The sequence below is a fragment of the Streptomyces sp. NPDC056061 genome, from assembly GCF_042266885.1.
Lineage (GTDB): Bacteria > Actinomycetota > Actinomycetes > Streptomycetales > Streptomycetaceae > Streptomyces.
This window is the reverse complement of the sequence record NZ_JBHJWQ010000004.1, coordinates 251,519-277,909: the sequence shown is the minus strand read 5'-3', so window position 1 is coordinate 277,909 and position 26,391 is coordinate 251,519. Positions and strand designations below refer to the sequence as shown.

At 69.3% G+C, this 26,391-nt stretch carries 23 protein-coding genes and 4 tRNA genes; 6 read left to right on the top strand and 21 right to left on the bottom strand.

The window, feature by feature from the left end; all coding sequences use genetic code 11:
• Positions 1-54: 54 nt before the first annotated feature.
• From ACFC79_RS09290 to ACFC79_RS09245, 10 genes are all read right to left on the bottom strand, one after another.
• On the bottom strand, positions 55-3,969 hold the full coding sequence (locus ACFC79_RS09290; RefSeq protein WP_376237256.1) for a DNA-directed RNA polymerase subunit beta': 3,915 nt from the start codon (positions 3,967-3,969) through the stop codon (positions 55-57).
• Positions 3,970-4,098: 129 nt separating this feature from the next.
• On the bottom strand, positions 4,099-7,584 hold the full coding sequence (gene rpoB / locus ACFC79_RS09285) for a DNA-directed RNA polymerase subunit beta (protein ID WP_376237253.1): 3,486 nt from the start codon (positions 7,582-7,584) through the stop codon (positions 4,099-4,101).
• A 603-nt stretch (positions 7,585-8,187) separates the two neighbouring features.
• Positions 8,188-8,574 carry a 50S ribosomal protein L7/L12 gene (gene rplL, locus ACFC79_RS09280; protein ID WP_376237250.1) on the bottom strand — a complete coding sequence of 129 codons (387 nt, stop codon included), beginning with the start codon at positions 8,572-8,574 and terminating at the stop codon, positions 8,188-8,190.
• Between the two features lie 110 nt (positions 8,575-8,684).
• Positions 8,685-9,215, bottom strand: coding sequence for a 50S ribosomal protein L10 (gene rplJ / locus ACFC79_RS09275; protein WP_376237248.1), 531 nt, complete (start codon positions 9,213-9,215; stop codon positions 8,685-8,687).
• A 272-nt stretch (positions 9,216-9,487) separates the two neighbouring features.
• Complete coding sequence (locus ACFC79_RS09270) at positions 9,488-10,354, bottom strand: hypothetical protein (RefSeq protein ID WP_376237247.1); 867 nt, start codon at positions 10,352-10,354, stop codon at positions 9,488-9,490.
• 162 nt (positions 10,355-10,516) lie between these two features.
• Complete coding sequence (gene rplA / locus ACFC79_RS09265) at positions 10,517-11,239, bottom strand: 50S ribosomal protein L1 (protein ID WP_376237244.1); 723 nt, start codon at positions 11,237-11,239, stop codon at positions 10,517-10,519.
• Between the two features lie 81 nt (positions 11,240-11,320).
• Positions 11,321-11,755 (bottom strand): 50S ribosomal protein L11, encoded by a 435-nt coding sequence (gene rplK, locus ACFC79_RS09260; RefSeq protein ID WP_073786749.1) that lies wholly within the window; start codon positions 11,753-11,755, stop codon positions 11,321-11,323.
• 175 nt (positions 11,756-11,930) lie between these two features.
• Entirely contained in the window at positions 11,931-12,794 is an 864-nt protein-coding gene (gene nusG, locus ACFC79_RS09255) for a transcription termination/antitermination protein NusG (RefSeq protein ID WP_376237241.1), read from the bottom strand.
• Between the two features lie 73 nt (positions 12,795-12,867).
• Positions 12,868-13,155 carry a preprotein translocase subunit SecE gene (gene secE, locus ACFC79_RS09250; RefSeq protein ID WP_376237240.1) on the bottom strand — a complete coding sequence of 96 codons (288 nt, stop codon included), beginning with the start codon at positions 13,153-13,155 and terminating at the stop codon, positions 12,868-12,870.
• Positions 13,156-13,261: 106 nt separating this feature from the next.
• Positions 13,262-13,334 (bottom strand) — tRNA-Trp (locus tag ACFC79_RS09245).
• A gap of 224 nt (positions 13,335-13,558) precedes the next feature.
• Here ACFC79_RS09245 and ACFC79_RS09240 point away from each other — a divergent pair.
• Positions 13,559-14,785 (top strand): pyridoxal phosphate-dependent aminotransferase, encoded by a 1,227-nt coding sequence (locus tag ACFC79_RS09240; RefSeq protein WP_376237237.1) that lies wholly within the window; start codon positions 13,559-13,561, stop codon positions 14,783-14,785.
• A gap of 126 nt (positions 14,786-14,911) precedes the next feature.
• Positions 14,912-15,991, top strand: a complete 1,080-nt coding sequence (locus ACFC79_RS09235) for an adenosine deaminase (RefSeq protein WP_376237236.1) — start codon at positions 14,912-14,914, stop codon at positions 15,989-15,991.
• A gap of 31 nt (positions 15,992-16,022) precedes the next feature.
• Here ACFC79_RS09235 and ACFC79_RS09230 read toward each other — a convergent pair whose 3' ends face one another.
• Complete coding sequence (locus ACFC79_RS09230) at positions 16,023-16,640, bottom strand: TetR/AcrR family transcriptional regulator (RefSeq protein ID WP_376237233.1); 618 nt, start codon at positions 16,638-16,640, stop codon at positions 16,023-16,025.
• An 87-nt stretch (positions 16,641-16,727) separates the two neighbouring features.
• Between ACFC79_RS09230 and ACFC79_RS09225 the strand changes: the two genes are divergently transcribed.
• Positions 16,728-17,363, top strand: coding sequence for an NAD(P)-dependent oxidoreductase (locus ACFC79_RS09225; RefSeq protein ID WP_376237231.1), 636 nt, complete (start codon positions 16,728-16,730; stop codon positions 17,361-17,363).
• Positions 17,364-17,459: 96 nt separating this feature from the next.
• Here the strand turns inward: ACFC79_RS09225 and ACFC79_RS09220 are convergent, their stop codons facing one another.
• From ACFC79_RS09220 to ACFC79_RS09185, 8 genes are all read right to left on the bottom strand, one after another.
• Positions 17,460-18,515 carry a UDP-N-acetylmuramate dehydrogenase gene (locus ACFC79_RS09220; RefSeq protein WP_376237229.1) on the bottom strand — a complete coding sequence of 352 codons (1,056 nt, stop codon included), beginning with the start codon at positions 18,513-18,515 and terminating at the stop codon, positions 17,460-17,462.
• 111 nt (positions 18,516-18,626) lie between these two features.
• Positions 18,627-20,069: a DHA2 family efflux MFS transporter permease subunit gene (locus ACFC79_RS09215; protein ID WP_376237226.1), complete on the bottom strand. Its 1,443-nt coding sequence runs from the start codon at positions 20,067-20,069 to the stop codon at positions 18,627-18,629.
• Between the two features lie 202 nt (positions 20,070-20,271).
• A complete protein-coding gene (locus ACFC79_RS09210) occupies positions 20,272-20,820 on the bottom strand; it encodes a TetR/AcrR family transcriptional regulator (protein ID WP_376237533.1) in 549 nt (182 codons plus the stop codon).
• Between the two features lie 141 nt (positions 20,821-20,961).
• Positions 20,962-21,390: a MaoC family dehydratase gene (locus ACFC79_RS09205; RefSeq protein WP_376237223.1), complete on the bottom strand. Its 429-nt coding sequence runs from the start codon at positions 21,388-21,390 to the stop codon at positions 20,962-20,964.
• On the bottom strand, positions 21,390-21,842 hold the full coding sequence (locus ACFC79_RS09200; protein WP_376237220.1) for a MaoC family dehydratase N-terminal domain-containing protein: 453 nt from the start codon (positions 21,840-21,842) through the stop codon (positions 21,390-21,392). Before ACFC79_RS09200 ends, ACFC79_RS09205 begins: the two co-directional genes overlap by 1 nt.
• Positions 21,843-21,945: 103 nt before the next feature.
• The gene (gene rpmG / locus ACFC79_RS09195) at positions 21,946-22,110 is read right to left on the bottom strand and encodes a 50S ribosomal protein L33 (RefSeq protein WP_003956487.1); all 165 of its coding nucleotides are present in this window, start codon (positions 22,108-22,110) and stop codon (positions 21,946-21,948) included.
• 89 nt (positions 22,111-22,199) lie between these two features.
• Positions 22,200-22,272: transfer RNA gene (locus tag ACFC79_RS09190), tRNA-Met, on the bottom strand.
• Positions 22,273-22,317: 45 nt separating this feature from the next.
• A tRNA-Thr gene (locus ACFC79_RS09185) sits at positions 22,318-22,390 on the bottom strand.
• 366 nt (positions 22,391-22,756) lie between these two features.
• On the opposite strand from ACFC79_RS09185, the gene ACFC79_RS09180 reads away from it, so the two are divergent.
• Entirely contained in the window at positions 22,757-24,052 is a 1,296-nt protein-coding gene (locus tag ACFC79_RS09180; RefSeq protein WP_376237217.1) for an amidohydrolase family protein, read from the top strand.
• A 33-nt stretch (positions 24,053-24,085) separates the two neighbouring features.
• The gene (locus tag ACFC79_RS09175; protein WP_376237214.1) at positions 24,086-24,742 is read left to right on the top strand and encodes an SDR family oxidoreductase; all 657 of its coding nucleotides are present in this window, start codon (positions 24,086-24,088) and stop codon (positions 24,740-24,742) included.
• Between the two features lie 132 nt (positions 24,743-24,874).
• Here the strand turns inward: ACFC79_RS09175 and ACFC79_RS09170 are convergent, their stop codons facing one another.
• Positions 24,875-25,324: a DUF523 domain-containing protein gene (locus ACFC79_RS09170; protein ID WP_376237211.1), complete on the bottom strand. Its 450-nt coding sequence runs from the start codon at positions 25,322-25,324 to the stop codon at positions 24,875-24,877.
• Positions 25,325-25,388: 64 nt separating this feature from the next.
• Positions 25,389-25,470 (bottom strand) — tRNA-Tyr (locus ACFC79_RS09165).
• A 334-nt stretch (positions 25,471-25,804) separates the two neighbouring features.
• On the opposite strand from ACFC79_RS09165, the gene ACFC79_RS09160 reads away from it, so the two are divergent.
• Positions 25,805-26,293, top strand: a complete 489-nt coding sequence (locus ACFC79_RS09160; RefSeq protein ID WP_376237208.1) for a YajQ family cyclic di-GMP-binding protein — start codon at positions 25,805-25,807, stop codon at positions 26,291-26,293.
• Positions 26,294-26,391 lie beyond the last annotated feature (98 nt).

Genomic DNA, 26,391 nt, shown 5'->3' with positions numbered 1-26,391 from the left:
GGGCGGGCACCCCGCACACGGGATGACCGCCCTCCGGTCGTTCAAGCCACTCGCCTACTGGTTGTACGGACCGTAGTCGTAGTCCTCCAGCGGAACGGCCTGGCCGGAGCCGGTGCCGAACGGCGAGTAGTCGATGTCGTCGTAGCCGACGGCCGAGTACATCGCGGCCTTGGCCTCCTCGGTCGGCTCGACCCGGATGTTGCGGTAGCGGGACAGACCCGTACCGGCCGGGATGAGCTTACCGATGATGACGTTCTCCTTGAGGCCGATGAGGCTGTCGGACTTGGCGTTGATCGCCGCGTCCGTCAGCACTCGGGTCGTCTCCTGGAAGGAGGCGGCCGACAGCCAGGACTCCGTCGCCAGCGAGGCCTTGGTGATACCCATCAGCTGCGGACGGCCGGAGGCGGGGTGACCGCCCTCGGTGACCACACGACGGTTCTCGGTCTCGAACTTCGAGCGCTCGACGAGCTCGCCCGGCAGCAGCTCCGCGTCGCCGGACTCGATGATCGTCACGCGGCGGAGCATCTGCCGGATGATGATCTCGATGTGCTTGTCGTGGATCGACACACCCTGCGAGTTGTAGACCTTCTGGACCTCGCCGACCAGGTGCACCTGGACCGCGCGCTGACCCAGGATGCGGAGCACGTCGTGCGGGTTGGTGGCACCCACGGTGAGCTTCTGGCCCACCTCGACGTGGTCGCCCTCGCCCACCAGCAGACGGGCACGCTTCGAGATCGGGTAGGCCGTCTCGTCGCTGCCGTCGTCCGGGGTGACGACGATCTTCTTGGTCTTCTCGGTCTCCTCGATGCGGACCCGGCCCGCGGCCTCGGAGATCGGGGCGACACCCTTGGGCGTACGGGCCTCGAAGAGCTCGACGACACGGGGCAGACCCTGGGTGATGTCGTCACCGGCCACACCACCGGTGTGGAAGGTACGCATCGTCAGCTGGGTACCGGGCTCACCGATGGACTGGGCGGCGATGATGCCGACCGCCTCGCCGATGTCGACGAGCTTGCCGGTGGCGAGCGAGCGTCCGTAGCAGAAGGCACAGGTGCCGACCGCGGACTCGCAGGTCAGGACCGAACGGGTCTTGACCTCCTCGACGCCGTGCATGACCAGCTGGTCGATGAGCACGTCACCGAGGTCGACGTTGGCCGGCGCGATGACCTTGCCGTCGACGACGACGTCCTCGGCGAGCATGCGGGCGTAGACCGAGGTCTCGACGTCCTCCGTCTTGCGGAGCACGCCGTCGGCGCCCTTCTCCGCGATCTTCAGCTTGAGGCCGCGGTCGGTGCCGCAGTCCTCCTCGCGAATGATCACGTCCTGCGAGACGTCCACCAGACGACGGGTCAGGTAACCCGAGTCGGCGGTACGCAGGGCGGTGTCCGCCAGACCCTTACGGGCACCGTGCGTGGAGATGAAGTACTCCAGCACGGACAGGCCCTCGCGGAAGGACGCCTTGATGGGACGCGGGATCGTCTCGTTCTTGGCGTTGGACACCAGACCACGCATACCGGCGATCTGACGCATCTGCATCATGTTTCCTCGGGCGCCCGAGTCCACCATCATGAAGATCGGGTTCGTCCGCGGGAAGTTCTCGTTCATGGCCTCGGCAACCTCGGTGGTCGCCTTGGTCCAGATCGCGATGAGTTCCTGCGTGCGCTCGTCCTTGGTGATCAGACCGCGCTCGTACTGCTTCTGGACCTTCTCGTCCTGCGCCTCGTAGCCCGCGACGATCGCCTTCTTGGCCTCGGGGACCACGACGTCGGAGATGGCCACGGTGACACCGGAACGGGTCGCCCAGAAGAAGCCCGCCGCCTTCAGGTTGTCGAGCGTCGCCGCCACGATGACCTTGGGGTAGCGCTCGGCGAGGTCGTTGACGATCTCGGAGAGCTGCTTCTTGCCGACCGAGTAGTCGACGAAGGGGTAGTCCTCGGGCAGCAGCTCGTTGAAGAGCGCGCGGCCCAGGGAGGTGCGCAGCCGGAACGAGTCGCCCTGCTGGTACTCGCGCTCCTCGACGCCCTCCTCCCCTTCCGCTGCGACCGGAGGCACCCAGCCGCGCGGCGGGATGGTGCCCACCGGGAAGCGGATGTCGACCTTCGCCTGGAGCGACAGCTCGCGGGCGTCGAAGGCCATGATCGCCTCGGCCGTGGAGCCGAAGGACCGGCCCTGGCCGACGACGTCGCGCTCGGTCTCGTCCGTGGTGAGGAAGAACAGACCCAGCACCATGTCCTGGGTCGGCATGGTGACCGGACGGCCGTCGGCCGGCTTCAGGATGTTGTTCGAGGACAGCATCAGGATGCGGGCCTCGGCCTGCGCCTCCGCGGACAGCGGCAGGTGCACGGCCATCTGGTCGCCGTCGAAGTCCGCGTTGAACGCGGTGCAGACGAGCGGGTGGATCTGGATGGCCTTGCCCTCGACCAGCTGCGGCTCGAATGCCTGGATGCCGAGGCGGTGCAGCGTGGGCGCACGGTTCAGCAGCACCGGGTGCTCGGCGATGACCTCTTCGAGGACGTCGTACACCACGGTGCGGCCGCGCTCGACCATGCGCTTGGCCGACTTGATGTTCTGCGCGTGGTTCAGGTCGACCAGGCGCTTCATCACGAACGGCTTGAAGAGCTCCAGCGCCATCGCCTTCGGCAGACCGCACTGGTGGAGCTTCAGCTGCGGACCGACGACGATCACGGAACGCGCGGAGTAGTCCACACGCTTGCCGAGCAGGTTCTGACGGAAACGACCCTGCTTCCCCTTCAGCATGTCGCTGAGGGACTTCAGCGGACGGTTGCCGGGGCCCGTCACCGGGCGACCGCGACGGCCGTTGTCGAAGAGGGCGTCCACGGCCTCCTGGAGCATGCGCTTCTCGTTGTTCACGATGATCTCGGGCGCGCCGAGGTCGAGAAGCCGCTTCAGGCGGTTGTTGCGGTTGATCACACGGCGGTACAGGTCGTTCAGGTCGGAGGTCGCGAAGCGGCCACCGTCCAGCTGCACCATCGGACGCAGGTCCGGCGGGATGACCGGCACGCAGTCGAGCACCATGCCCTTGGGCTTGTTGCTGGTCTGCAGGAACGCGGAGACGACCTTGAGGCGCTTGAGCGCACGGGTCTTCTTCTGGCCCTTGCCGGTGCGGATGATCTCGCGGAGGCGCTCGGCCTCCTCGTCGAGGTCGAAGGACTCCAGGCGCTTCTGCAGGGCAGCGGCGCCCATGCAGCCGTCGAAGTACGTGCCGAAGCGGTCACGCAGCTCGCGGTAGAGCAGCTCGTCGCCCTCCAGGTCCTGGACCTTGAGGTTCTTGAAGCGGCTCCACACCTCGTCGAGACGGTCGATCTCGCGCTGCGCGCGGTCGCGCAGCTGCTTCATCTCGCGCTCGGCGCCCTCGCGCACCTTGCGGCGCACGTCGGCCTTGGCGCCCTCGGCCTCCAGCTCGGCCAGGTCGGTCTCGAGCTTCTTGGCGCGGGCCTCCAGGTCGGCGTCGCGGCGGTTCTCGATCTGCTGACGCTCGACGGAGACGTGCGCCTCCAGCGAGGGCAGATCGCGCGTGCGGCGCTCCTCGTCCACGTACGTGATCATGTACGCGGCGAAGTAGATGACCTTCTCCAGGTCCTTCGGCGCGAGGTCGAGCAGGTACCCGAGGCGCGACGGAACGCCCTTGAAGTACCAGATGTGAGTGACGGGGGCGGCGAGCTCGATGTGGCCCATCCGCTCGCGGCGCACCTTGGCGCGCGTGACCTCGACGCCACAGCGCTCACAGATGATGCCCTTGAAGCGGACACGCTTGTACTTGCCGCAGTAGCACTCCCAGTCCCGGGTCGGACCGAAGATCTTCTCGCAGAAGAGTCCGTCCTTTTCGGGCTTGAGCGTGCGGTAGTTGATGGTCTCCGGCTTCTTGACCTCGCCGTGGGACCAGGTCCGGATGTCGTCCGCGGTGGCGAGGCCGATCCGCAGCTCGTCGAAGAAGTTGACGTCGAGCACTTGTCGTCAATCCCTCTTTCGGGGGTTCGAGCCCCCTCGCATCACGCGAGAAATATGGGGCACTTCAGCAATGGTCTGAACGGGTCCGGGGAGAGCCGGCCGGATCAGGGGATCCGGCCGGCCAACCCGTCAGACCTCTTCGACGCTGCTCGGCTCGCGCCGGGACAGGTCGATACCGAGCTCCTCCGCCGCGCGGAAGACGTCCTCGTCCGTGTCGCGCATCTCGATGGACATGCCGTCCGAGGACAGCACCTCCACGTTGAGGCAGAGCGACTGCATTTCCTTGATGAGCACCTTGAAGGACTCGGGGATGCCGGGCTCGGGGATGTTCTCGCCCTTGACGATGGCCTCGTAGACCTTCACGCGGCCGGTCACGTCGTCGGACTTGATCGTCAGGAGCTCCTGGAGGGCGTATGCGGCGCCGTATGCCTCAAGGGCCCACACCTCCATCTCACCGAAGCGCTGTCCACCGAACTGGGCCTTACCACCCAGCGGCTGCTGGGTGATCATGGAGTACGGACCCGTCGAACGCGCGTGCAGCTTGTCGTCGACGAGGTGGTGCAGCTTGAGGATGTACATGTAGCCGACCGAGACCGGGTCCGGGAACGGCTCGCCGGAGCGGCCGTCGAACAGCTTGGCCTTGCCGGAGGGCTGCACCAGGCGGTTGCCGTCGCGGTTCGGGATCGTGGCCTCGAAGAGACCGGAGATCTCGTCCTCGCGCGCACCGTCGAAGACGGGGGTGGCGACGTTGGTGCCGGGCGCGACCTGGTCGGCGCCGATGGACTGCAGGCGCTTGGCCCACTCGTCACCGAGGCCGGAGACGTCCCAGCCGCGGCTGGCGAGCCAGCCGAGGTGGATCTCCAGGACCTGTCCCGGGTTCATTCGGGACGGGACACCCAGCGGGTTGAGGATGATGTCGACCGGGGTGCCGTCCTCCAGGAACGGCATGTCCTCGATCGGCAGGATCTTCGAGATGACGCCCTTGTTGCCGTGACGGCCGGCGAGCTTGTCACCGTCGGTGATCTTGCGCTTCTGCGCGACGTAGACGCGGACCAGCTGGTTCACGCCGGGCGGCAGCTCGTCGCCCTCCTCGCGGTCGAAGACGCGGACGCCGATGACCTTGCCGATCTCGCCGTGCGGGACCTTCAGCGAGGTGTCGCGGACCTCGCGCGCCTTCTCACCGAAGATCGCGCGGAGCAGACGCTCCTCGGGGGTCAGCTCGGTCTCGCCCTTGGGCGTGACCTTTCCGACGAGGATGTCACCGGCGACGACCTCGGCACCGATGCGGATGATGCCGCGCTCGTCGAGGTCGGCGAGGACCTCCTCGGAGACGTTCGGGATGTCCCGGGTGATCTCCTCGGGGCCGAGCTTGGTGTCACGGGCGTCGACCTCGTGCTCCTCGATGTGGATCGAGGAGAGGACGTCGTCCTGCACGAGGCGCTGCGACAGGATGATCGCGTCCTCGTAGTTGTGACCCTCCCACGGCATGAACGCCACGAGCAGGTTCTTGCCGAGGGCCATCTCGCCGTTCTCGGTGGCCGGACCGTCGGCGAGGACCTGGTCGGCGACGACCCGGTCGCCCTCGGAGACGACGACCTTCTGGTTGACCGAGGTGCCCTGGTTGGAGCGCATGAACTTGGCGATGCGGTACGTGGTGTACGTGCCGTCGTCGTTCGTCACGGTGATGTAGTCCGCGGAGACCTCCTGGACCACACCGTCCTTCTCGGCCTTCAGCACGTCACCGGCGTCGGTGGCGCAGCGGTACTCCATGCCGGTGCCCACGAGCGGGGCCTCGGACTTGATGAGCGGCACGGCCTGGCGCATCATGTTCGCGCCCATGAGGGCACGGTTGGCGTCGTCGTGCTCCAGGAACGGGATCATCGCGGTCGCGACGGACACCATCTGGCGCGGCGAGACGTCCATGTAGTCGACCTCGGCCGGCGGCACGTAGTCGACCTCGCCGCCACGGCGGCGGACCAGGACGCGGGGCTCGGTGAAGCGCAGCTCCTCGGAGAGGGTCGCGTTCGCCTGGGCGATGACGAAGCGGTCCTCCTCGTCGGCGGTGATGTAGTCGACCTCGTCGGTGACCTGGCCGTCGACGACCTTGCGGTACGGGGTCTCGATGAAGCCGAACGCGTTGACGCGGCCGTACGAGGCGAGCGAACCGATCAGACCGATGTTCGGGCCTTCGGGGGTCTCGATCGGGCACATGCGTCCGTAGTGGGACGGGTGCACGTCACGGACCTCGAAGCCGGCCCGCTCACGGGAGAGACCACCCGGGCCGAGCGCGGACAGACGACGCTTGTGCGTCAGCCCGGACAGCGGGTTGTTCTGGTCCATGAACTGGGACAGCTGGCTGGTGCCGAAGAACTCCTTGATGGAGGCGACGACCGGCCGGATGTTGATCAGGGTCTGCGGCGTGATCGCCTCGACGTCCTGGGTCGTCATGCGCTCGCGCACGACGCGCTCCATACGGGCGAGACCCGTGCGGACCTGGTTCTGGATGAGCTCGCCGACGTTGCGCAGGCGGCGGTTGCCGAAGTGGTCGATGTCGTCGGTCTCGACGACGATCGTGCGGCCGGACTCGCCGACCGTCTCGATCTCACCGGCGTGCAGCTTGACCAGGTACTTGATGGTCGCGATGACGTCGTCGGTGGTGAGCACGCCGGCGTCCAGCGGCTCGTCGGCGCCGAGCTTCTTGTTCACCTTGTAGCGGCCGACCTTGGCGAGGTCGTAGCGCTTCGGGTTGAAGTAGAGGTTCTCCAGCAGCGTCTGGGCGGCCTCGCGGGTGGGCGGCTCGCCCGGGCGGAGCTTGCGGTAGATGTCGAGCAGCGCGTCGTCCTGGCCCTGGGTGTGATCCTTCTCCAGGGTGGCGCGCATGGACTCGTACTCGCCGAACTCATCGAGGATCTGCTCGGTCGTCCAGCCGAGAGCCTTCAGGAGAACGGTGACGGACTGCTTGCGCTTGCGGTCGATGCGGACACCGACCATGTCGCGCTTGTCGATCTCCATCTCCAGCCAGGCACCCCGGGACGGGATGATCTTGGCGGAGAAGATGTCCTTGTCGGACGTCTTGTCGATGGAGGAGTCGAAGTAGACACCCGGCGAACGGACCAGCTGCGACACGACGACACGCTCGGTGCCGTTGATGACGAAGGTGCCCTTGTTGGTCATGAGCGGGAAGTCGCCCATGAAGACCGTCTGGGACTTGATCTCGCCGGTCTCGTTGTTGGTGAACTCGGCCGTGACGAAGAGCGGGGCGGCGTACGTGAAGTCGCGCTCCTTGCACTCGTCGATCGAGTTCTTCGGGGGCTCGAAGCGGTGGTCGCGGAACGTCAGCGACATCGACCCGGAGAAGTCCTCGATCGGAGAGATCTCCTCGAAGATCTCCTCCAGTCCGGACTTGGTGGGGACGTCTTGTCCACTGTCCAGAGCAGCCTCGACGCGAGCCTTCCAGGCGGCATTGCCGAGGAGCCAGTCAAAGCTCTCGGTCTGCAGCGCGAGGAGGTTCGGAACCTCGAGGGGCTCCTTGATCTTTGCAAAGGAGATGCGCAGCGGGGCGGTGCTGGCACCGTTGTTCGTATTCGCGGTCGAGGCGTTGCGCGAGGCGGCCAAGAGGGGGTCCTTCCGAGGGCTCGGACTCACTACGCGCGTACCGGTCCCAAGCTGGACGCCGAGACGGTCGGTTCCTGATTCGGCCGAATAAGACCAGGTCAGAGACGGTTGATCGTCGGTGCTCAAGCGTGGGCATGCCTCTGGTGACGGACAGGAGGCAGCTAACAGGCAGCGCAAAGGGACAGTGTAGCCAAACGGCACACTGATGTCCAGTGGGGGTTCTCAGAGACCCACGTCGCTCTCACCAGCTTGTTCTCAACACCTATGGGTTACGCGCGTGCTGCGCTCTTGTTTACTGCCCTCTTCGGCCACGATCCATGCCTCGGATTCGGATCGATGTGCTGACGCGTCCTGAGAATTGCGCGCCGAGTGCGGTTCGTCAAGGCCCCCTGCCGGGACGGCACCCCGGCCGCCTCCCGGCACCGGCCGACCGCGCCCCGGGAGGCAACGGCGATGATCACCATACTCGTCGCCGCCGGAAGAGCAAGGCAGCCGTCCCGGGTACGCCGAAGGGCGACCACCCCGATGGGTGATCGCCCTTCGCGTGACGGTCGTCCGTGCCGTGCGGCACGGGCTCCCCGAGGAGTCAGTCGACTCCCTGAGTCACTTGACCTCGACGGAGGCGCCGGCGGCCTTGAGGGACTCGGCAGCCTTCTCGGCGGCGTCCTTGGCGACCTTCTCGAGGACCGGCTTCGGGGTGCCGTCGACGAGGTCCTTGGCCTCCTTCAGACCCAGCGAGGTCAGCTCACGCACGACCTTGATGACCTGGATCTTCTTCTCGCCGGCACCGGTGAGGATGACGTCGAACTCGTCCTTCTCCTCGACGGCCTCGGCGGCGCCACCAGCGGCACCACCGGCGACGACGACCGGCGCGGCAGCGGCAGCGGTGACGTCGAACTTCTCCTCGAAGGCCTTCACGAACTCGGAGAGCTCGATGAGGGTCATGTCCTCGAACTGCGCGAGCAGGTCTTCCTGGCTGAGCTTCGCCATGATGGCGTCCTTCCACTAATTCGGCTGGTGCCGGATGTACATGTGAGGCGGGCGTACGTTCGGCCCGCTACGACCTCCGCCGAACGGCGGTGGTCAGTGCGCGAGCCGAATTACTCGGCACCGCCCTGCTCGGCCTGCTTGGCGCGCAGCGCGTCCACGGTGCGGACGAGCTTCGACGGCAGCGCCTGGAAGAGCGAGGCAGCCTGGGACTGCTTGCCCTTGAAAGCACCGGCCAGCTTGCTGAGCAGAACCTCGCGGGACTCGAGGTCCGCGAGCTTCTTGATCTCATCGGCGGTCAGCGCCTTGCCATCAAGGACACCGCCCTTGATGATGAGGTTCGGGTTGTCCTTGGCGAAGTCACGAAGACCCTTCGCCGACTCCACCGGGTCACCGGTGATGAAGGCAACCGCCGTCGGACCACTGAAGTGGTCGTCCAGCGACGTGATCCCGGCCTCGTTGGCCGCAATCTTGGTCAGCGTGTTCTTCACCACGGCGTACTGGGCGTTCTCACCGAGCGAACGGCGCAGCTCCTTGAGCTGGGCCACGGTGAGACCCCGGTACTCGGTCAGCACGGCGGCGTTCGAGCTGCGGAACTGGTCCGTCAGCTCGGCTACCGCGGCAGCCTTGTCGGGCCTTGCCATGAGCGTCGGCCTCCTTCCGGGTGATGAGGACCGCTCAGAAGGGGCCGGGAAAGACGAACGCCCCGGCGCAGGGGCCAGGGCGTAGCTCAACCGGATGGTCTCCGGGAACTCTCCACAGTCACCTGCGCGGGTCGTCCGTACTCGACGGATCCTTCGGTCGCTTTCCCCCTTGCAAGGGCACAGCGACGACCAGCGGTCTTTGGCTTCTGTAGGAGAGTACGCGACGGACGTCGCGGCGGGCAAATCCGTCCGTGCCCGCTCCGGCGCCGGACTCAGCCGGCCCGCGCGACGGACTTCTCCAGCTGCTTCATCACGTCGGCGAACGTGGCGGTGTCGCCGGCCGGGGGCTTCTCCACCGAGACCTTCGTGCCGTAGTCGCTGTAGTACATCGTCACGTTCATCTCGCCGGTCTTCATCCGGGCCCGCTCGGTCTTCTTGATCAGCAGGTCGTTCTTGTCGACCCAGATGTCGACCTGCTCGGTGCTGATCCCTGCCTCGCTCAGCTGCTGCTTCAGCTCGGCGAGCTGCTTGTCGTCGAGCCCGGAGTCCTTCCCGGTCAGCTCGGCGACGTCGAGGGTGCCCGAGTAGTGCGTGGTGGAGACGCCGCGCACGTCCTCCTCGCCGACCTTCTTGATGTCGCCGGAGGCCAGCAGGGAGCGCACTCCCTGGTTGGGCGCGGCGCTCTGCATCTGCTGCTTCATCACCTCGCCGGAGGCGCCCGCGAGCTTCGCCATGTCGGCGTACCGGTAGCTGATCCAGTGCTTGCCGCCGGACTGCTGGGCGAAGGCGTCGCCCATGTTCACGGCGTAGCCGTCCGCGTAGTAGCGGGCCTCCATGGTCCCGCTGCCGCCGTTCTGCTTCACGACGTCGGCCATGCTGCCGCCGGTGTACGTGATCTTCATGCTGCCGGACAGGCCGTCGGCCCAGCCGACCACACCGGTCTGCTTCATCGACATGAGGTCACCCATCTCGATGGTTCCCTCGACCTTCGCCGAGCTGACCCCGTCGGTCTTCTTCTCGATCTTCCGCAGCGCGGCCACCAGGTCGGCGGTGGCGGCACCGCTGCACGACGTGACCGATATCAGCGCTGTCGCCAGCGCCGCCGCCAGGCCCACACGTCGCACGGTTCTGGTCCTCATGCCGTCTCTCCACCCCTCGTTCGGCTCCGGGAGCCTCACGCTAACGCACAGCACCGACACATCCGGATCGTATGTACGAATACGAGGACGGGCCCCGCACCTCAAGAGGTGCGGGGCCCGTCGATGTCACTCGTGACGCGGCATGCTGTCGAGCGCGGGGGCTCAGACGGCGGCCGGGTCCTCCTCGACGAGGAGGTTACGGGTGCGGTTGGCGTCCAGCGGGATGCCGGGGCCCATCGTGGTGGCCAGGGTGGCCTTCTTGATGTAGCGGCCCTTGGCGGCGGACGGCTTCAGACGGAGGATCTCCTCCAGCGCCGCCGCGTAGTTCTCCACCAGCTTGGTCTCGTCGAACGAGACCTTGCCGATGATGAAGTGCAGGTTCGCGTGCTTGTCGACACGGAACTCGATCTTGCCGCCCTTGATGTCGGTGACAGCCTTGGCGACATCGGGGGTGACGGTGCCGGTCTTCGGGTTCGGCATCAGACCACGCGGACCGAGCACGCGGCCGAGGCGGCCGACCTTGCCCATGAGGTCCGGGGTGGCGACGACGGCGTCGAAGTCCAGACGACCCTTCGCCACCTCGTCGATGAGCTCGTCGGCGCCGACGATGTCGGCGCCCGCGGCTTCCGCGGCCGCAGCACGGTCACCGGTCGCGAAGACCAGGACCCGGGCGGTCTTGCCGGTGCCGTGCGGGAGGTTCACGGTGCCGCGGACCATCTGGTCGGCCTTGCGCGGGTCGACACCCAGGCAGAACGCGACCTCGACGGTTCCGTCGAACTTGGTGGACGCGGTGTCCTTGGCGAGACGGACGGCCTCGAGCGGCGCGTAGTTGCGCGACCGGTCGACCTTGGCGTCCGCAGCGCGGAGGTTCTTGCTGCGCTTCACTTCTGCTCCTGTGGTTTCAGGGTGTGGAGTCGTGGTGCGGACCAGCGCTTGGCCCTACCACTGCGTACGTGAGGGGCTGAGTCAGCCTTCGACCGTGATGCCCATGGAACGGGCGGTGCCTTCGATGATCTTCGACGCGGCGTCGAGGTCGTTGGCGTTCAGGTCGGGGAGCTTCGTCGTGGCGATCTCGCGGACCTGGGCGGCCGTCAGCTTGGCAACCTTGGTCTTGTGCGGCTCGCCGGAGCCCTTCTCCACGCCCGCGGCCTTGAGGATCAGCTTCGCGGCCGGCGGAGTCTTGGTCACGAAGGTGAAGGAACGGTCTTCGTAGACCGTGATCTCCACCGGCACGACCATGCCGCGCTGCGACTCGGTCGCGGCGTTGTAGGCCTTGCAGAACTCCATGATGTTGACGCCGTGCTGGCCGAGCGCGGGGCCGACCGGCGGGGCCGGGTTGGCCGCACCGGCGTTGATCTGGAGCTTGATAAGCCCCGTGACCTTCTTCTTCTTGGGAGGCATTGCTCTCTCCGGGTCCTAGTGAGAGTGTTTCGCCACCATCCGGTCATCCGGACGGAGGCATACCGCGCAACGATAGCGGGTATGGCTGCGCGACCAAAAACCGAGCAGGTCAGACCGGCTGCGAAACCGGCCCGACCTGCTCGGTAGGCGTATGTCCGAAAACTGGCGGCGGGCGCTAGTTCTTCTGGATCTGGTCGAAGCTGAGCTCGACCGGGGTCTCGCGGCCGAAGATCTCGACGAGACCCTTGACCTTCTTCGAGTCGGCGTTGATCTCGTTGATCGTCGCCTGGAGCGTCGCGAACGGACCGTCCGTGACGGTGACCGAGTCGCCCACCTCGAAGTCGAGCACCTGCACCTCGACCTTGCGGGCCGGAGCCGGCTTGCCCTCGGCCTCGGCGGCCTCGCGGGCGGCCTTCTCCTCGGCCTCCGGGGCGAGCATCTTGACGATCTCGTCCAGCGTCAGCGGGTACGGGTCGTACGCGTTGCCCACGAAGCCGGTGACACCTGGGGTGTTGCGGACGACGCCCCAGGACTCGTTCGTCAGGTCCATGCGCACCAGGACGTAGCCCGGGAGCTTGTTCTGGCGGACGTTCTTGCGCTCGCCGTTCTTGATCTGGACGATCTCTTCCTCGGGGACCTCTGCCTGGTAGATGAAGTCCTCGACGTTGAGCGAGACGGCGCGCTGCTCCAGGTTGGCCTTCACGCGCTTCTCGTAGCCCGCGTAGGTGTGGATGACGTACCACTCGCCGGGCAGGCCGCGCAGCTCCTCGCGCAGGGCCTCGACGGGGTCGACCGGGGCGGCCTCCTCCTCGGCCTCGGCCTCGGTCTCGTCGTCCCCGTCGTCCTCGGAAGCCGCGTCGGCGTCGCCCTCGGTGTGCAGGGCGGCCTCCTCGGCGGGCTCGCCCGCGGCGGCGTCGGCAGCTTCGGCCTGGTCCGGGTCCTCGGCGTCCGCTCCCTCGACGATGTCGAGCTCGTCCTCGGCGGACTCGAAGGCGCCCGCCGTCGGTTCGACGGCGTCGTTCAGGTTCGGGTCAGACACGGTGGCTGCTTCTTCCTGGATACAAATGGGTGGAACATGCGAAAGGGGCGCCAAAAAGGCGCCCTCCGCGGGATCAGCCGAAGACGTACTTGATGGCTTGCTGGAATCCGAAGTCAATCACGGTCACGAGTCCGATCATGACGACGACGAAGACGATCACCACAGTGGTGTACGTCGTCAGCTGGGAACGACTGGGCCAGACGACCTTGCGCAGCTCTGCGACGATCTGGCGGTAGAACAGAGCGAGGCGACCCAGCGGGCCCTTCTTGCCGCGCTTGCCGCCCTTCCGGGTCTTCTTCCTCGACTCGGGTACTTCATCCTCGGCATCAGGCATGTCGATGGAGCCCACGGCGTCCGTCACGCTTCTCACCTGATTCCGGGTCGTGGCCGTGCCGCGCCCGGTCGAGCCGCACGGCGGTGCATTGAAGTACGTACATGCGCACACTTCCTGGCGAAGGAATGTGTAGCAGGGCCGGAGGGACTTGAACCCCCAACCGCTGGTTTTGGAGACCAGTGCTCTACCAATTGAGCTACGACCCTTTGTGGTTTCCACCAACCTACCGCATCTTCCCGGATGTTCCGGGTGGGGAAACGGTGCGGCGGTGAAGGCCAACGACAGGTGAGTGTACGTGCTGATCGGCCCGGCGTCGAACAGCTGGCCCGCGACGGCTTCCGGCCGCATCCCGTCCGCCTGGTTTCGCACCCTTGTCCGGCCCCTGAAACCCGTGCGCCGACGGGCCCGGCGGTCTGTAACCATGGAAGCCATGAGCGCTGCAACTTCTCCGTCCGAGCGCCGGGTCTCCGCCCGCGTCGGTGCCATCTCCGAGTCCGCCACCCTCGCCGTCGACGCCAAGGCCAAGGCCCTCAAGGCCGCCGGCCGTCCGGTGATCGGCTTCGGCGCCGGTGAGCCCGACTTCCCGACCCCCGGCTACATCGTCGAGGCCGCCGTCGAGGCCTGCCGCAACCCGAAGTACCACCGCTACACACCGGCAGGGGGCCTCCCGGAGCTCAAGGCCGCCATCGCGGAGAAGACGCTGCGCGACTCCGGCTACGAGGTCGACCCCTCCCAGATCCTGGTGACCAACGGCGGCAAGCAGGCCATCTACGAGGCGTTCGCCGCGATCCTCGACCCGGGTGACGAGGTCATCGTCCCGGCCCCGTACTGGACCACCTACCCCGAGTCGATCCGGCTGGCCGGCGGCGTCCCGGTGGAGGTCGTGGCCGACGAGACCACCGGCTACCGGGTCTCCGTGGAGCAGCTGGAGGCGGCGCGCACCGAGCGCACCAAGGTCGTCCTGTTCGTCTCTCCGTCGAACCCGACCGGCGCCGTATACAGCGAGGCCGATGCCGAGGCGATCGGCCGCTGGGCCGTCGAGCACGGCCTGTGGGTGCTGACCGACGAGATCTACGAGCACCTGGTCTACGGCGACGCGAAGTTCACCTCGCTGCCTGCGCTCGTGCCCGAGCTGCGCGAGAAGTGCATCGTGGTCAACGGCGTGGCCAAGACGTACGCGATGACCGGCTGGCGGGTGGGCTGGCTGATCGGCCCCAAGGACGTCGTCAAGGCCGCGACCAACCTGCAGTCGCACGCCACGTCCAACGTCTCCAACGTCGCCCAGGTGGCCGCGCTGGCCGCCGTGTCGGGGAACCTCGACGCGGTCGCCGAGATGCGCACCGCCTTCGACCGGCGCCGCCGCACCATCGTCCGGATGCTGAACGAGATCGACGGCGTGCTGTGCCCGGAGCCGGAGGGCGCGTTCTACGCCTACCCGTCGGTGAAGGAGCTGCTCGGCAAGGAGATCCGCGGCCGCCGTCCGGCCACCTCGGTCGAGCTGGCGGCGCTGATCCTGGACGAGGCCGAGGTCGCGGTCGTTCCGGGCGAGGCCTTCGGCACGCCGGGCTACCTGCGCCTCTCGTACGCCCTGGGCGACGACGACCTCGTCGAGGGCGTGTCGCGGATCCAGAAGCTGCTGGCGGAGGCCAAGGCGTAACCAGGAGCGGAATTCCCCTCCTGCCCGACCCCCGGCTCCGGCCGGGGGTCGGTTGTTTGTTCGGGGTTTACCTCTGATTGGCAAAGCGGCTACCGCCGGACCCCGGGCATGCGGCAGGATCTTCGAATGGAGCGTGATGTACGGCTGTTGCCGAAGGCCCACCTGCACTTGCATTTCACCGGGTCGATGCGGCCCACCACCCTGCTGGAACTCGCCGACAAGTACGGCGTGCACCTGCCGGAGGCGCTGACCGGCGGCGAGCCGCCCAAGCTGCGGGCCACGGACGAGCGCGGCTGGTTCCGCTTCCAGCGGCTCTACGACATCGCCCGCTCCTGCCTGCGGGAGCCCGAGGACATCCAGCGACTGGTGCGCGAGACGGCCCGGGAGGACGTCGCGGACGGCTCCGGCTGGCTGGAGATACAGGTCGACCCCACCTCGTACGCCCCGCTGCTCGGCGGCCTGATTCCGGCGATCGAGGTCATCCTCGACGCGGTGGACGCCGCCTCGCGCGAGACCGGGCTGCCGATCCGGGTGGTCATCGCGGCGAACCGGATGAAGCACCCGCTGGACGCCCGGACGCTGGCCCGGCTGGCGGTCCGGTACGCGGACCGGGGCGTGGTCGGCTTCGGGCTCTCCAACGACGAGCGCCGCGGCATGGCCCGGGATTTCGACCGGGCCTTCGCCATCGCCCGCGAGGGCGGCCTGCTGGCGGCCCCGCACGGCGGCGAGTTGTCCGGTCCGGCCAGCGTGCGGGACTGCCTGGACGACCTGGACGCCGCCCGGATCGGGCACGGCGTACGGGCCGCCGAGGACCCGCGGCTGCTGCGCAGGCTGGCGGAGCGCGGGGTGACCTGCGAGGTGTGCCCGGCGTCGAACGTGGCACTCGGCGTCTACGAGAAGCCCGCCGATGTCCCCCTGCGCACTCTGTTCGATGCCGGGGTGCCGATGGCCCTGGGTGCGGACGACCCGCTGCTCTTCGGCTCCCGGCTGGCCGCCCAGTACGACCTGGTGCGACGCCACCACGCGTTCACCGACGAGGAGCTCGCTGAGCTGGCCCGGCAGTCGGTGCGGGGCTCCGCGGCGCCGGACACGGTCCGGACGGAGCTTCTGGCGGGCATCGACGCCTGGCTGGCGAAGCCTGCCGCTCAGGGTCTTTCGTCTCGTCCGACGACAGCGCCGCGGGCGTGCGTGATGGGCCCGGCGTGATCCGGACGGGAGGGCCCGGCGCGACGCCCGGCTACCCGCCCAGTCCCCGCATCAGCGTCCCGGCCACGGAGGCGGCGAAGTCGTCGAGGGACTGCGGCGGGCCGCCCTCCTCCGTGGCCTCGTAGGCGAACGCCCGCTGCGCGCAGGCCCCCAGCAGCAGCGAGGCCGCCGCATAGGTGTCCGCGTCGGGCCGGATCCGGCCCGCCCGCTGTTCCGAGCGCAGGTAGGCGTCCAGGCCGCGGATCGGCAGGTGCGGACCGGTGCCCAGCTCCCGCATCGCCTCGTGGTGGCGCGCCCTGAGCCGGGGTTCGGCGTACAGCGAGGCGGCGATCGGGAAGCTCTGCTCGTAGAAGAGCGCGGCTTGGCGGGCGATCTCGGTGAGGTTCTGCTCGACGGTCCGCTCCCCGGCCTCCGGGGCGGCGGCCAGGCGCTCCAGCAGCGGGCCGACCCTGGGCAGCCGCTCCTTGAGCACGGCCACGAACAATTCCTCCTTGCCGGAGAAATGCTTGTAGAGCGCGGCCTCCGAGCATCCTGCGGCTCGCGCGATCTCCTTGGTGGTGGCGCGGGCCAGCCCGATGGTGAGCATCAACCGGTAGGCGGCGTCGAGGATGCGGACGCGGGCCGGTCTCGGCTCCGCTCTCTGCTCCATGTGGACTCCGAAGGTGCTTGACGGGGTGGTGAGTATCCGCTCACCCTATGGGTGAGTGAATACTTACCCACCTCGGGAGGGTGCGCGATGAGGATCACGGTGTTCGGCGCGACGGGCGGCGTCGGCCGGGAGCTGGTCCGCCAGGCGGTGGCGGCGGGCCACGAGGTGACGGCGGTGGTCCGTGACCCGGCGCGGCTGCCCGTCCGGCTCTCCGAGGTGCGGGTCCGCACGGTGACACGGCTGGACGATTCGGAGGAACTGCGCGAGGCGGTGGCGGGCCGGGACGCGGTGCTCTCCGGGCTCGGCTCGCGCGGCCGACGGGCCGACGGCGTGGCGGAGCAGCTGACCCGGTCGGTGCTGCGGGCGATGGAGGCCGAGGGGACGCGGCGGCTGGTCGTGGTCAGTGCCGCCCCGGTCGGTCCGCGGCCCGCCGACGACCCACTGGTGGACCGGCTGGTCCGCAAGGCGGTGGGGGCGGTCCTCAAGGAGGTCTACGCGGACCTGACCCGGATGGAGGCCGCGCTTGCCGCGAGCGCGACGGACTGGACGTCGGTGCGGCCGCCGAAGCTCACCGACGGCCCGCTGACGGGGAGGTACCGGACAGTGATCGGCGGCAGTCCACGCAGCGGCCGGACCGTCTCACGGGCCGATGTGGCCCACGCGATGCTGGCGCTGGTCGACGATCCGGCAGCGGTGAAGCAGGGCGTGGGCGTGGCGTACTGAGCACGGAGCGGGCGCACTCGGTACGGACCGGAGCGCGCCGGACACGGGCCGCCGGGACCGGCGTACGCGTACGGCCCGGAGCGCGCCGGGCGGCGGCTAGAGGCTCACGCCGACCGTCACCGGCTCGTTGACGAGCGTGACGCCGAACGCCTCGTGGACCCCGGCGACGACCTCGCGGGCGAGCGCGAGGAGGTCCTCGGTGGTGGCGCCGCCCCGGTTCGTGAGCGCCAGGGTGTGCTTGGTGGAGATACGGGCCGGGCCGGTGCCGTAGCCCTTGGTGAAGCCGGCCCGGTCGATGAGCCAGGCCGCGGAGGTCTTGGTGCGTCCCCCGTCCGCGGGGAAGGCGGGGGGCGTGACCTCGGGACCGAGCCGCTCCCTGGCACGGGCGAGGAACGCCTCGTACTCCGCCGCCTCCAGGATCGGGTTGGTGAAGAAGGAGCCGGCCGACCAGGAGTCGTGGTCCTCGGGGTCCAGCACCATGCCCTTGCCCGCGCGGAGCTTGAGCACCGTCTCGCTTGCCGCCGCGACGGACACGCGCTCGCCCTGCTCGACACCCATGGCGCGGGCCGTCTCGGCGTACTTCAGCGGCGCGGACAGACCATCCGCGTCCTCCAACTGGAATCGGACGCGGAGCACCACGAAACGGTCGGGTTCGGCCTTGAAGCGACTGTGCCGGTACGAGAACGCGCACGCGGCGTTCGGGATGGTGACCGTCTCGCGGGCCCGCCGGTCGTAGGCGACGACCTCGGTGATGGTGGCGGACACGTCCTGCCCGTAGGCACCGACGTTCTGGATCGGGGTCGCCCCGGCGGAGCCCGGGATTCCGGCCAGGCATTCGATGCCCGCGAGACCTGCTTCGACGGTGCGGGCGACGGCGTCCGTCCAGACCTCTCCGGCGGCGAGTTCCAGCGAGGTGCCGTCCAGGTCGAAGCCCCTGGTCGCGATGTGCAGGGCGGTGCCGTCGAAACCCTCGTCGCCGATGACCAGGTTGCTGCCGCCGCCGATGACGAGGAGCGGGGTGCCGGTGTCGTCGGCCTCGCGCACGGCCTCGATCACCTCGGCGTCGGTCGTCGCCGTGCGGAGGCGGGCGGCGGGGCCGCCGAGTCGGAAGGTGGTCAGGGGGGCGAGTGGGGCATCGTGAAGTTCCTGCACGGGGACAAGAGTACGGTCCGATGACCTGCGGGCATCCGCAGCCGTCTCCAGGGGCGCCCAGGGCCCCGCCGCTCGGGCGGGGCCCTGGTCCCGGGGGCGGGCGGGCCGGGCTCAGACGGCGACCGGAATCCGCTCCCCGGCCGCGTCGTCGGCCACCCCGGGGCCGGGCGTCCGCTCCGTGCGGCGCCCGGGTATCAGCAGGGCGACGAGGGCGGCCAGCGCCACCGCGCCGGAGCCGATCCACACCGCCGGAACGGTGCCGTCCGTGAAGGACTGCGCGGACTCGTATCCGCCCCGCGAGGAGAAGACCGTGGCGAGCACCGCGATGCCGAGGGCGCCGCCGACCTCGCGCAGGGCGTTGTTGGTGCCGGAGGCGATGCCCTGCTCGGCGGGGCGGACGCTGGACATCACGAGTCCGGCGGCGGGCGCGAAGTACAGGGCCATGCCGACGCCGCCGGTGATCAGGCCGGGCAACTGGTGGGTGTACGGGACGTCGGGCCCGAGGACCATGGCGAAGAGGGCGAGGCCGACGGCCTGGAGGGCGAGCCCGGTGACGACCACCGGGCGGCCTCCGAACCGGTCCGCGAGCATCCCCGCGATCGGCGCGACCAGCATCGGCATCCCGGTCCAGGGCAGCATCCGCAGACCGGCCTCGGTGGGCGAGTAGCCCAGCACGGCCTGGAGGTACTGACTGAGCAGGAAGATCGCCCCGAACATGCCGAGGAACATCAGCAGACTCGCCGCGTTGATCCCGAGGAACGCGCGGCTGCGGAACAGCCGCATCGGCAGCATGGGGCGCTTGGCGCGGAAGCCGTGGCGGACGAAGCCGGCGACGAGGGCGGCGCCCACGAGCAGCGAGGTGAGGACGGTGGCGCTGGTCCAGCCGTCGGTGTTGGCGTTGACCAGGCCGTGGACGATGCCGAAGAGTCCGCCGCTGACCAGGAGCGTGCCGGGGATGTCGAGTCGCGCGTCGGGCGCGTACGACTCGGCGAGGCGCAGTCGGGCCACCGGCAGCAGGAGCAGCCCGACCGGCACGTTCACCCAGAAGATCCACTGCCAGGACAGGTGCTCGGTGAGGCTGCCGCCGATCAGCGGACCGCCCGCCACGGCAAGTCCGGTGACGGCGCTGAAGATGCCGAGCGAGACGCCACGACGGGCCGGCGGCACCGCGGCCGTGAGGAGGGTGAGCGTCAACGGCATCATGATCGCGGCACCGGCGCCCTGGACGGCCCGGAAGGCGATCAGCTCGTCGATCCCCGACGAGAGCGCGGCGGCGGCGGAGGCTCCGGTGAACACGGCGAGCCCGACCAGGAAGAGCCTGCGGCGCCCGAACCGGTCACCGAGGGCCGCACCGAGCATGAGCAGGACGGCGAAGGTGAGGGTGTAGGCGTTCACGGTCCATTCGAGCTCGGCCAGTTCGCCGCCGATGCCCTTGCGGATGGAGGGCAGGGCGGTGGTGACGACGAGGTTGTCGAGAGCCGCCATGAACGCGGCGACGCTGGTGATGACGAGGGTCCAGACCGCTCGCGAGCGGTCCGTCGTGGACTTGTTCACTGCTCCCCCTGCGGGTTAGTTATCAATGACTAACTTCTCTGGGCGAAAAAACCGGTTCCCCTGTGGAGGCCGGGGCGGGCCCCGCCCCGGCCGGAACCCGGTCGAGCCGGGCAGAAGACCGGGCCGGGACCGGGCTCGCGAGATCGCGGCAGCACCGTTCAAAGGGGGCGCGGCGCTGTCCGGGAGACCCGCACCGCCCCGTTCAGGAGATGGGCTTGGCCGAGTCGTAGAACCCGGACCAGACCCGGTGCCCGGCCGGGAAACCGAGCGAGGTCAGGGTGTTGATGAGCATTCCGTACGCGAAGAACGTGGTCGTCTCCTCAGCATCGGCACCGAGGGCGAGATGGACCTCGTCCCACATCCGCAGCCACGCGGTGCGCAGCGCCTCGCCGAACTCCTGGTCCCCCGCGGCCCCGGCGCTCGCCACGGCGGCGTAGGTCTGCATCTGCATCCGGAGCTTCTCGGGGTCGTCGACGATGAGGCGCTGGTACGCGGCGGCCATCGCCGAGACCGCCTCGTCGCCCTCCAGCCCCTCGGCGGCGTCGGCGAAGACCTTCCGGGTGTCCACGAGGCAGCGTTCGGCGGCGGCGAGGAACATGGCCTGCTTGTTGGGGAAGAGGCGGAAGAGGTACGGCTGCGAGACGCCGACGCGCTTGGCGATGGCCTCGGTGGAGGTGGCGTCGTAGCCGCCGCGGGCGAATTCGGTGATCGCCGCGCGGATGACGCTCTCGCGGCGCTCCTCTGCGCTCATTCTTGCCATGCCGTGAAGTTAGTGCTCAATCACTAACTTGGCAAGGAGAGGCGACGACATCCGCGGACAGAAGTACGCCGGAGCACGCGCGAGGGGTGCCACCCGTCGGGGCGGCACCCCTCGCGGACGTACCGGTCGTTCTCAGGCGAGCTGCACGACGGCCCGGGCCATGCCCAGCACCTTCTTGCCCTCGCTCATGGCCGTCAGGTCGACCCGCACCCGCTTGTCGTCCAGCAGGACGGCCACCTTGGCACCGACCTCGATCACGGCGCCCGCGTCGTCGTTCGGCACGACGACCGGCTTGGTGAACCGCACCCCGTACTCGACCACCGCGCCAGGGTCGCCGACCCAGTCCGTGACCACGCGGATCGCCTCCGCCATGGTGAACATGCCGTGCGCGATCACGTCCGGCAGCCCGACCTCGCGGGCGAACTTCTCGTTCCAGTGGATCGGGTTGAAGTCACCGGAGGCGCCCGCGTACTGCACCAGCGTGGCCCGGGTCACCGGGAAGGACTGCGTCGGCAGCTCCGTACCGACCTCGACCGACTCGAAAGCGACCTTCGCCGTCATCACGCCTCCTCGGCGGCGCGCGCCACCAGCTTCGTCCACGCGGTCACGACGTGTTCACCGGACTCGTCGTGGACCTCGCCGCGGACGTCCACGATGTCGTTGCCCGCCAGCGACTTGATGCCCTCGATCGTCGAGGTGACCGTCAGCCGGTCCCCCGCACGCACCGGGCGCACATAGGCGAACTTCTGGTCGCCGTGCACCACACGGCTGTAGTCCAGACCCAGCTGCGGATCCCGCACCACCTGTCCCGCGGCCTTGAAGGTGATCGAGAAGACGAACGTCGGCGGCGCGATCACATCGCTGTGACCGAGCGCCTTGGCGGCCTCGGGGTCGACGTACGCCGGATTGGCGTCCCCCACCGCCTCGGCGAATTCGCGGATCTTCTCCCGGCCGACTTCGTACGGCGGAGTGGGCGGATAGGTCCGCCCCACGAAGGACTGGTCGAGCGCCATGGGCTCGCTACCTCCTGGTGAAAGAGAAAAGGCCGAAACAACAGCCCCCATACAACGACACGAGGCCGCCCCCAGCGGGGGCGGCCTCGTGTACGAGCCTGATTCAGCGCGTTTCGCGGTGCGCGGTGTGCGAGTTGCAGCGCGGGCAGTGCTTCTTCATCTCAAGACGGTCCGGGTTGTTGCGCCGGTTCTTCTTGGTGATGTAGTTCCGCTCCTTGCACTCCACGCAGGCCAGCGTGATCTTCGGGCGGACGTCGGTGGCAGCCACGTGAGTGCTCCTTGGACGGACGGATGGACGGATGAACGCAAAAAAGAGTAGCCGATCGAAGGACCGACCCCACAATCGGCTACCGTAAGTAGCGGTGACCGGACTTGAACCGGTGACACAGCGATTATGAGCCGCTTGCTCTACCGACTGAGCTACACCGCTTTGATGACAGATCCCCCCGCCGAAGCGGGGATTTCCGATCACCAGAGCCCCAATGCGGAATCGAACCGCAGACCTTCTCCTTACCATGGAGACGCTCTACCGACTGAGCTATTGGGGCGAGCGAGGAAGACATTACACGCTCGGTCGCCGATCCCCCAAATCCGTTTCGTCGCATCGGCTCGGGTGCCCGGCCGCCCCGCTCCCGGACCGCCCGTCGACCGCCTGAGCAGCGGCTCGATCCCCCGGAAGCCGCCCGCGGTGACCAACGGCGCCGGGAGCAGGAGGGCGCGGGCTCCCGGCACCCTCCTGTTGCCCAGGTCGTAACGCACCACCCGTAATCCCCAGCCTCTGACGCCCCCGGGGCCACACCGGTACGACTAATTCGCTCCTCCTCGAACCGGACCGAACACCCCCCTAGGCTCGACTCACTCTGCGTGACCTCCGCCCCGTTGTTCCGTTCTCAGGTCCCCGTTCCAGGAGCGCGATGCCCGACAGCCAGCCGTGGCCGCACGACGACCACGCCGCCGACGCGGTCGATGCGTCCACCGGCCCCGACACCGCCGAGACCGGCACCCTGGTGCTCCGCGGCGCCCGTCTGATCGACGGCCGCGTCGTGGACGTACGGCTCGGCGGCGGCCGCATCGAGGCCGTCGGCACGGCGGGAAGCCTGGCCGCCCCCGGTGCGCGGGTGGACCTGCGCGGCCATCTGCTGCTCCCGGCCCCGGCCGAACCCCACACCCACAGCGACACCGCGCTCACCGCCGACGGTCCCGGCCCCGGCCTCCCCGGCCCCGTCTCGCACAGCCCCCAGGACGTCCAGCGCCGCGCCACCGAGGCCGCGCTGCTGCAACTCGGCCACGGCGCGACCGCGCTCCGCGCCCACGTGCGGATCGGTTCGCTCCAGGGCCTCGCCTCGTTCGAAGCGGTGCTGCGGGCCGGCGACTCGCTGCGCGGCCTCGTCGATCTGACCCCGGTCGCCGCGCCCCGGCTGCTCACCGGCGTCGCGGGCGCCGACAATCTGGCCATGCTGCGCGACGCGGTGAAGATGGGGGCCTGCGCGGTCGGCGGCTGCCCCGACCTCGACCCGGACCCGGCGGGATACGCCGAGGCGGTCCTGGAGATCGCCGCCGAGCAGGGCTGCCCCGTCGACCTGCACACGGACGGCGACGACCCGGCCCGGCTCGGCCGCCTGGCCACCATGGCCGGCGGGCTGCGGTCCGGGGTCTGCGTGGGCCCGTGCGCGGGTCTGGCCCGGCTGCCGCTCCAGGCCGCGACCCGGGCCGCCGACCAGCTCGCGGCGGCCGGGGTGACGGTGATCTGCCTCCCGCAGGGCGGCTGCTGCGGGGTGGAGGGCCGGGGCGTCGCCCCGGTCGGGCTGCTGCGGGCCGCCGGGGTGCGGATCGCGGCGGGCAGCGGCGCGCTGCGGGACGTCGCCAACCCGGTGGGCCGCGGGGACCCGCTGGAGGCCGCCTACCTGCTGGCCTCGCAGAACGACATGCGCCCCGACGAGGCGTACCGGGCGGTCTCCTCGGCCGCCAGGCAGGCGATGGGGCTGCCCGAGGTGCGGGTGGAGGCCGGTTTCCCGGCCGAACTGCTCGCGGTGCGCGGGGACCACCTCCCGGGCGTGCTGTCGCTCGCGTACAGCCGGATCGTGGTGCACCGCGGCCGGGTGGTGGCGCGGACCAGCGCGGTGCGCGAGTACTGCGACTCGGAGACCGTCGTCGCCCTCGGCCTGCCCCGCCAGGGACGGCCGGACACCGGCGCCTGCGGCGGGCCCTGAGCGCGGCGGCCCGCCGCGGCGTACGGTCGGGACATGCGCATTGTCATCGCAGGTGGACATGGTCAGATCGCACTGCGGCTGGAGCGGCTGCTCGCCGCGCGCGGGTACGAGGCGGTCGGCATCATCCGTGATCCGGAACAGAGCGAGGACCTCCGGGCGGTGGGCGCCGAACCGGTCGTCCTGGACCTGGAGTCGGCCACCGCGGACGTCGTGGCGGAGGTCCTGCGCGGCGCCGACGCGGCGGTCTTCGCGGCGGGCGCGGGCCCGAACAGCGGCGCACCGCGCAAGGAGACCGTGGACCGCGGAGCGGCGGTGCTGCTCGCGGACGCGGCCGAGCGGGCGGGGGTGCGGCGCATGGTCGTCGTCTCCTCGATGGGCGCCGACCCCGATCACCCGGGCGGCGAGGTGTTCGACGCGTATCTGAGGGCGAAGGGCGCGGCGGACGCGGACGTGCGTGCCAGGTCCGCGCTGGACTGGACGATCCTGCGCCCCGGAATGCTGACGAACGACGCGGGCACGGGACTGGTCCGGCTCGCCGTGTCGACCGGTCGCGGGCCGGTGCCGCGCGACGACGTGGCGGCGACGCTGCTGGAACTGCTGGAGACCCCGGCGACGGCGGGACTGACGCTGGAACTCGTCTCGGGGAACGTGCCGGTGACGGTCGCGGTGAAGGACGTGGCGGGGAACTGAGCCGCGCGCCCGCGCGCGGGCCGTCTCTCCCCGGGAGACGCACCGGCATGTGCGCACGGGGCCGACGGGCCGTACGGGGCGGCCCCGACGGGGCGGACCCCGTACGGCCGTTCACGGCCGCTGCCGCCCGGTTCAGTCGCGCGGCGCCGGGCGGACGGTGATGCCGTGGCGCTCCAGCAGGGCGGCGGTGACCCCGTCGCCCGCGCGGAGCTCGCCCGTGAACGTGCCGTCGTAGACGGTGCCGCGTCCGCAGGAGGGGCTGCGCGCCATCAGCAGCGCCTCGGTGCACCCGGCCGCGCGTGCGGCCTCCAGCGCGCGTTCCGCGCCGTCCACGAACTCCCGCGTCACGTCGCGCCCGGCGTCGTCGACAACACGGGCGCGACCGTCCAGCACGTCGTGGCCGTCGCCGCCGACGATCTCCGCGGGACGGCGCGGAGTGGGCAGCCCTGCGGCGACCTCCGGGCAGAAGCCGACGGGGCGGCGCTCCCCGATGGCCTCGGCCACCGCGTCGGACGCCTTGCCGCGTCCGTCGAAGCGACAGGGCACTCCGCGCAGACAGGCACTGACCAGTACGGGTTCCATGTTCACGATCCTCGCTGCGGACATACGGAGAAGGCCCCTGTCCTGGGACAGGGGCCTTGTCGTGTGGCGGCGCCAGGATTCGAACCTGGGAAGGCGAAGCCGGCAGATTTACAGTCTGCTCCCTTTGGCCGCTCGGGCACACCGCCGGGTTTTGCTGCTGTGGATAACCGCTTTTCTGCGGTGCTCCCTGGCAACGACGTAAACGATACCCGATGACCGGGGGTGCTCCGCCACCGGTTTGATCAGCGGTCCGAACCGGTGCGGATGACCGGAGGCCGTCCCGTCGTCCGCGAGCGAGCGGGCTCCCGACGGCCTGCGACTCCGCCTCGGATCCGAAGCCGCGGGGCACCGCTCGCCGATCCACCCCTTCCTGTTCCCCAGGTCGTTAGGCTTTGCCCCGGCGGGCGGGCCCGACACGGCCGCGCCCGCGCGTATGCATCCCCCGTTTCCCAGCACCCCCGATACAAGGAGCCACACGTCATGGCCGACTCCAGTTTCGACATCGTCTCGAAGGTCGAGCGGCAGGAGGTCGACAACGCCCTCAACCAGTCCGCCAAGGAGATCTCGCAGCGCTACGACTTCAAGGGCGTCGACGCCTCGATCTCCTGGTCCGGCGAGAAGATCCTGATGCAGGCGAACGGCGAGGAGCGGGTCAAGGCGATCCTCGACATCTTCCAGTCCAAGCTGATCAAGCGGGGCATCTCGCTGAAGTCGCTGGACGCGGGCGAGCCGCAGCTGTCCGGCAAGGAGTACAAGATCTTCGCCACGATCGAGGAGGGCATCTCCCAGGAGAACGCCAAGAAGGTCGCGAAGATCATCCGCGATGAGGGCCCCAAGGGCGTCAAGGCGCAGGTCCAGGGCGACGAGCTGCGGGTCAGCTCGAAGAGCCGGGACGACCTCCAGGCCGTGCAGGCGCTGCTCAAGGGCAAGGACCTCGACTTCGCGATCCAGTTCGTGAACTACCGGTAGTCAGGGCCCGCCGACGGCACGTCGGTCCGTCCGCTCGCACCCCGGGTGCGGGGCGTCCCCCGCCGCCCCGCACCCGGGGTGCGTGATGTCCGGACAAC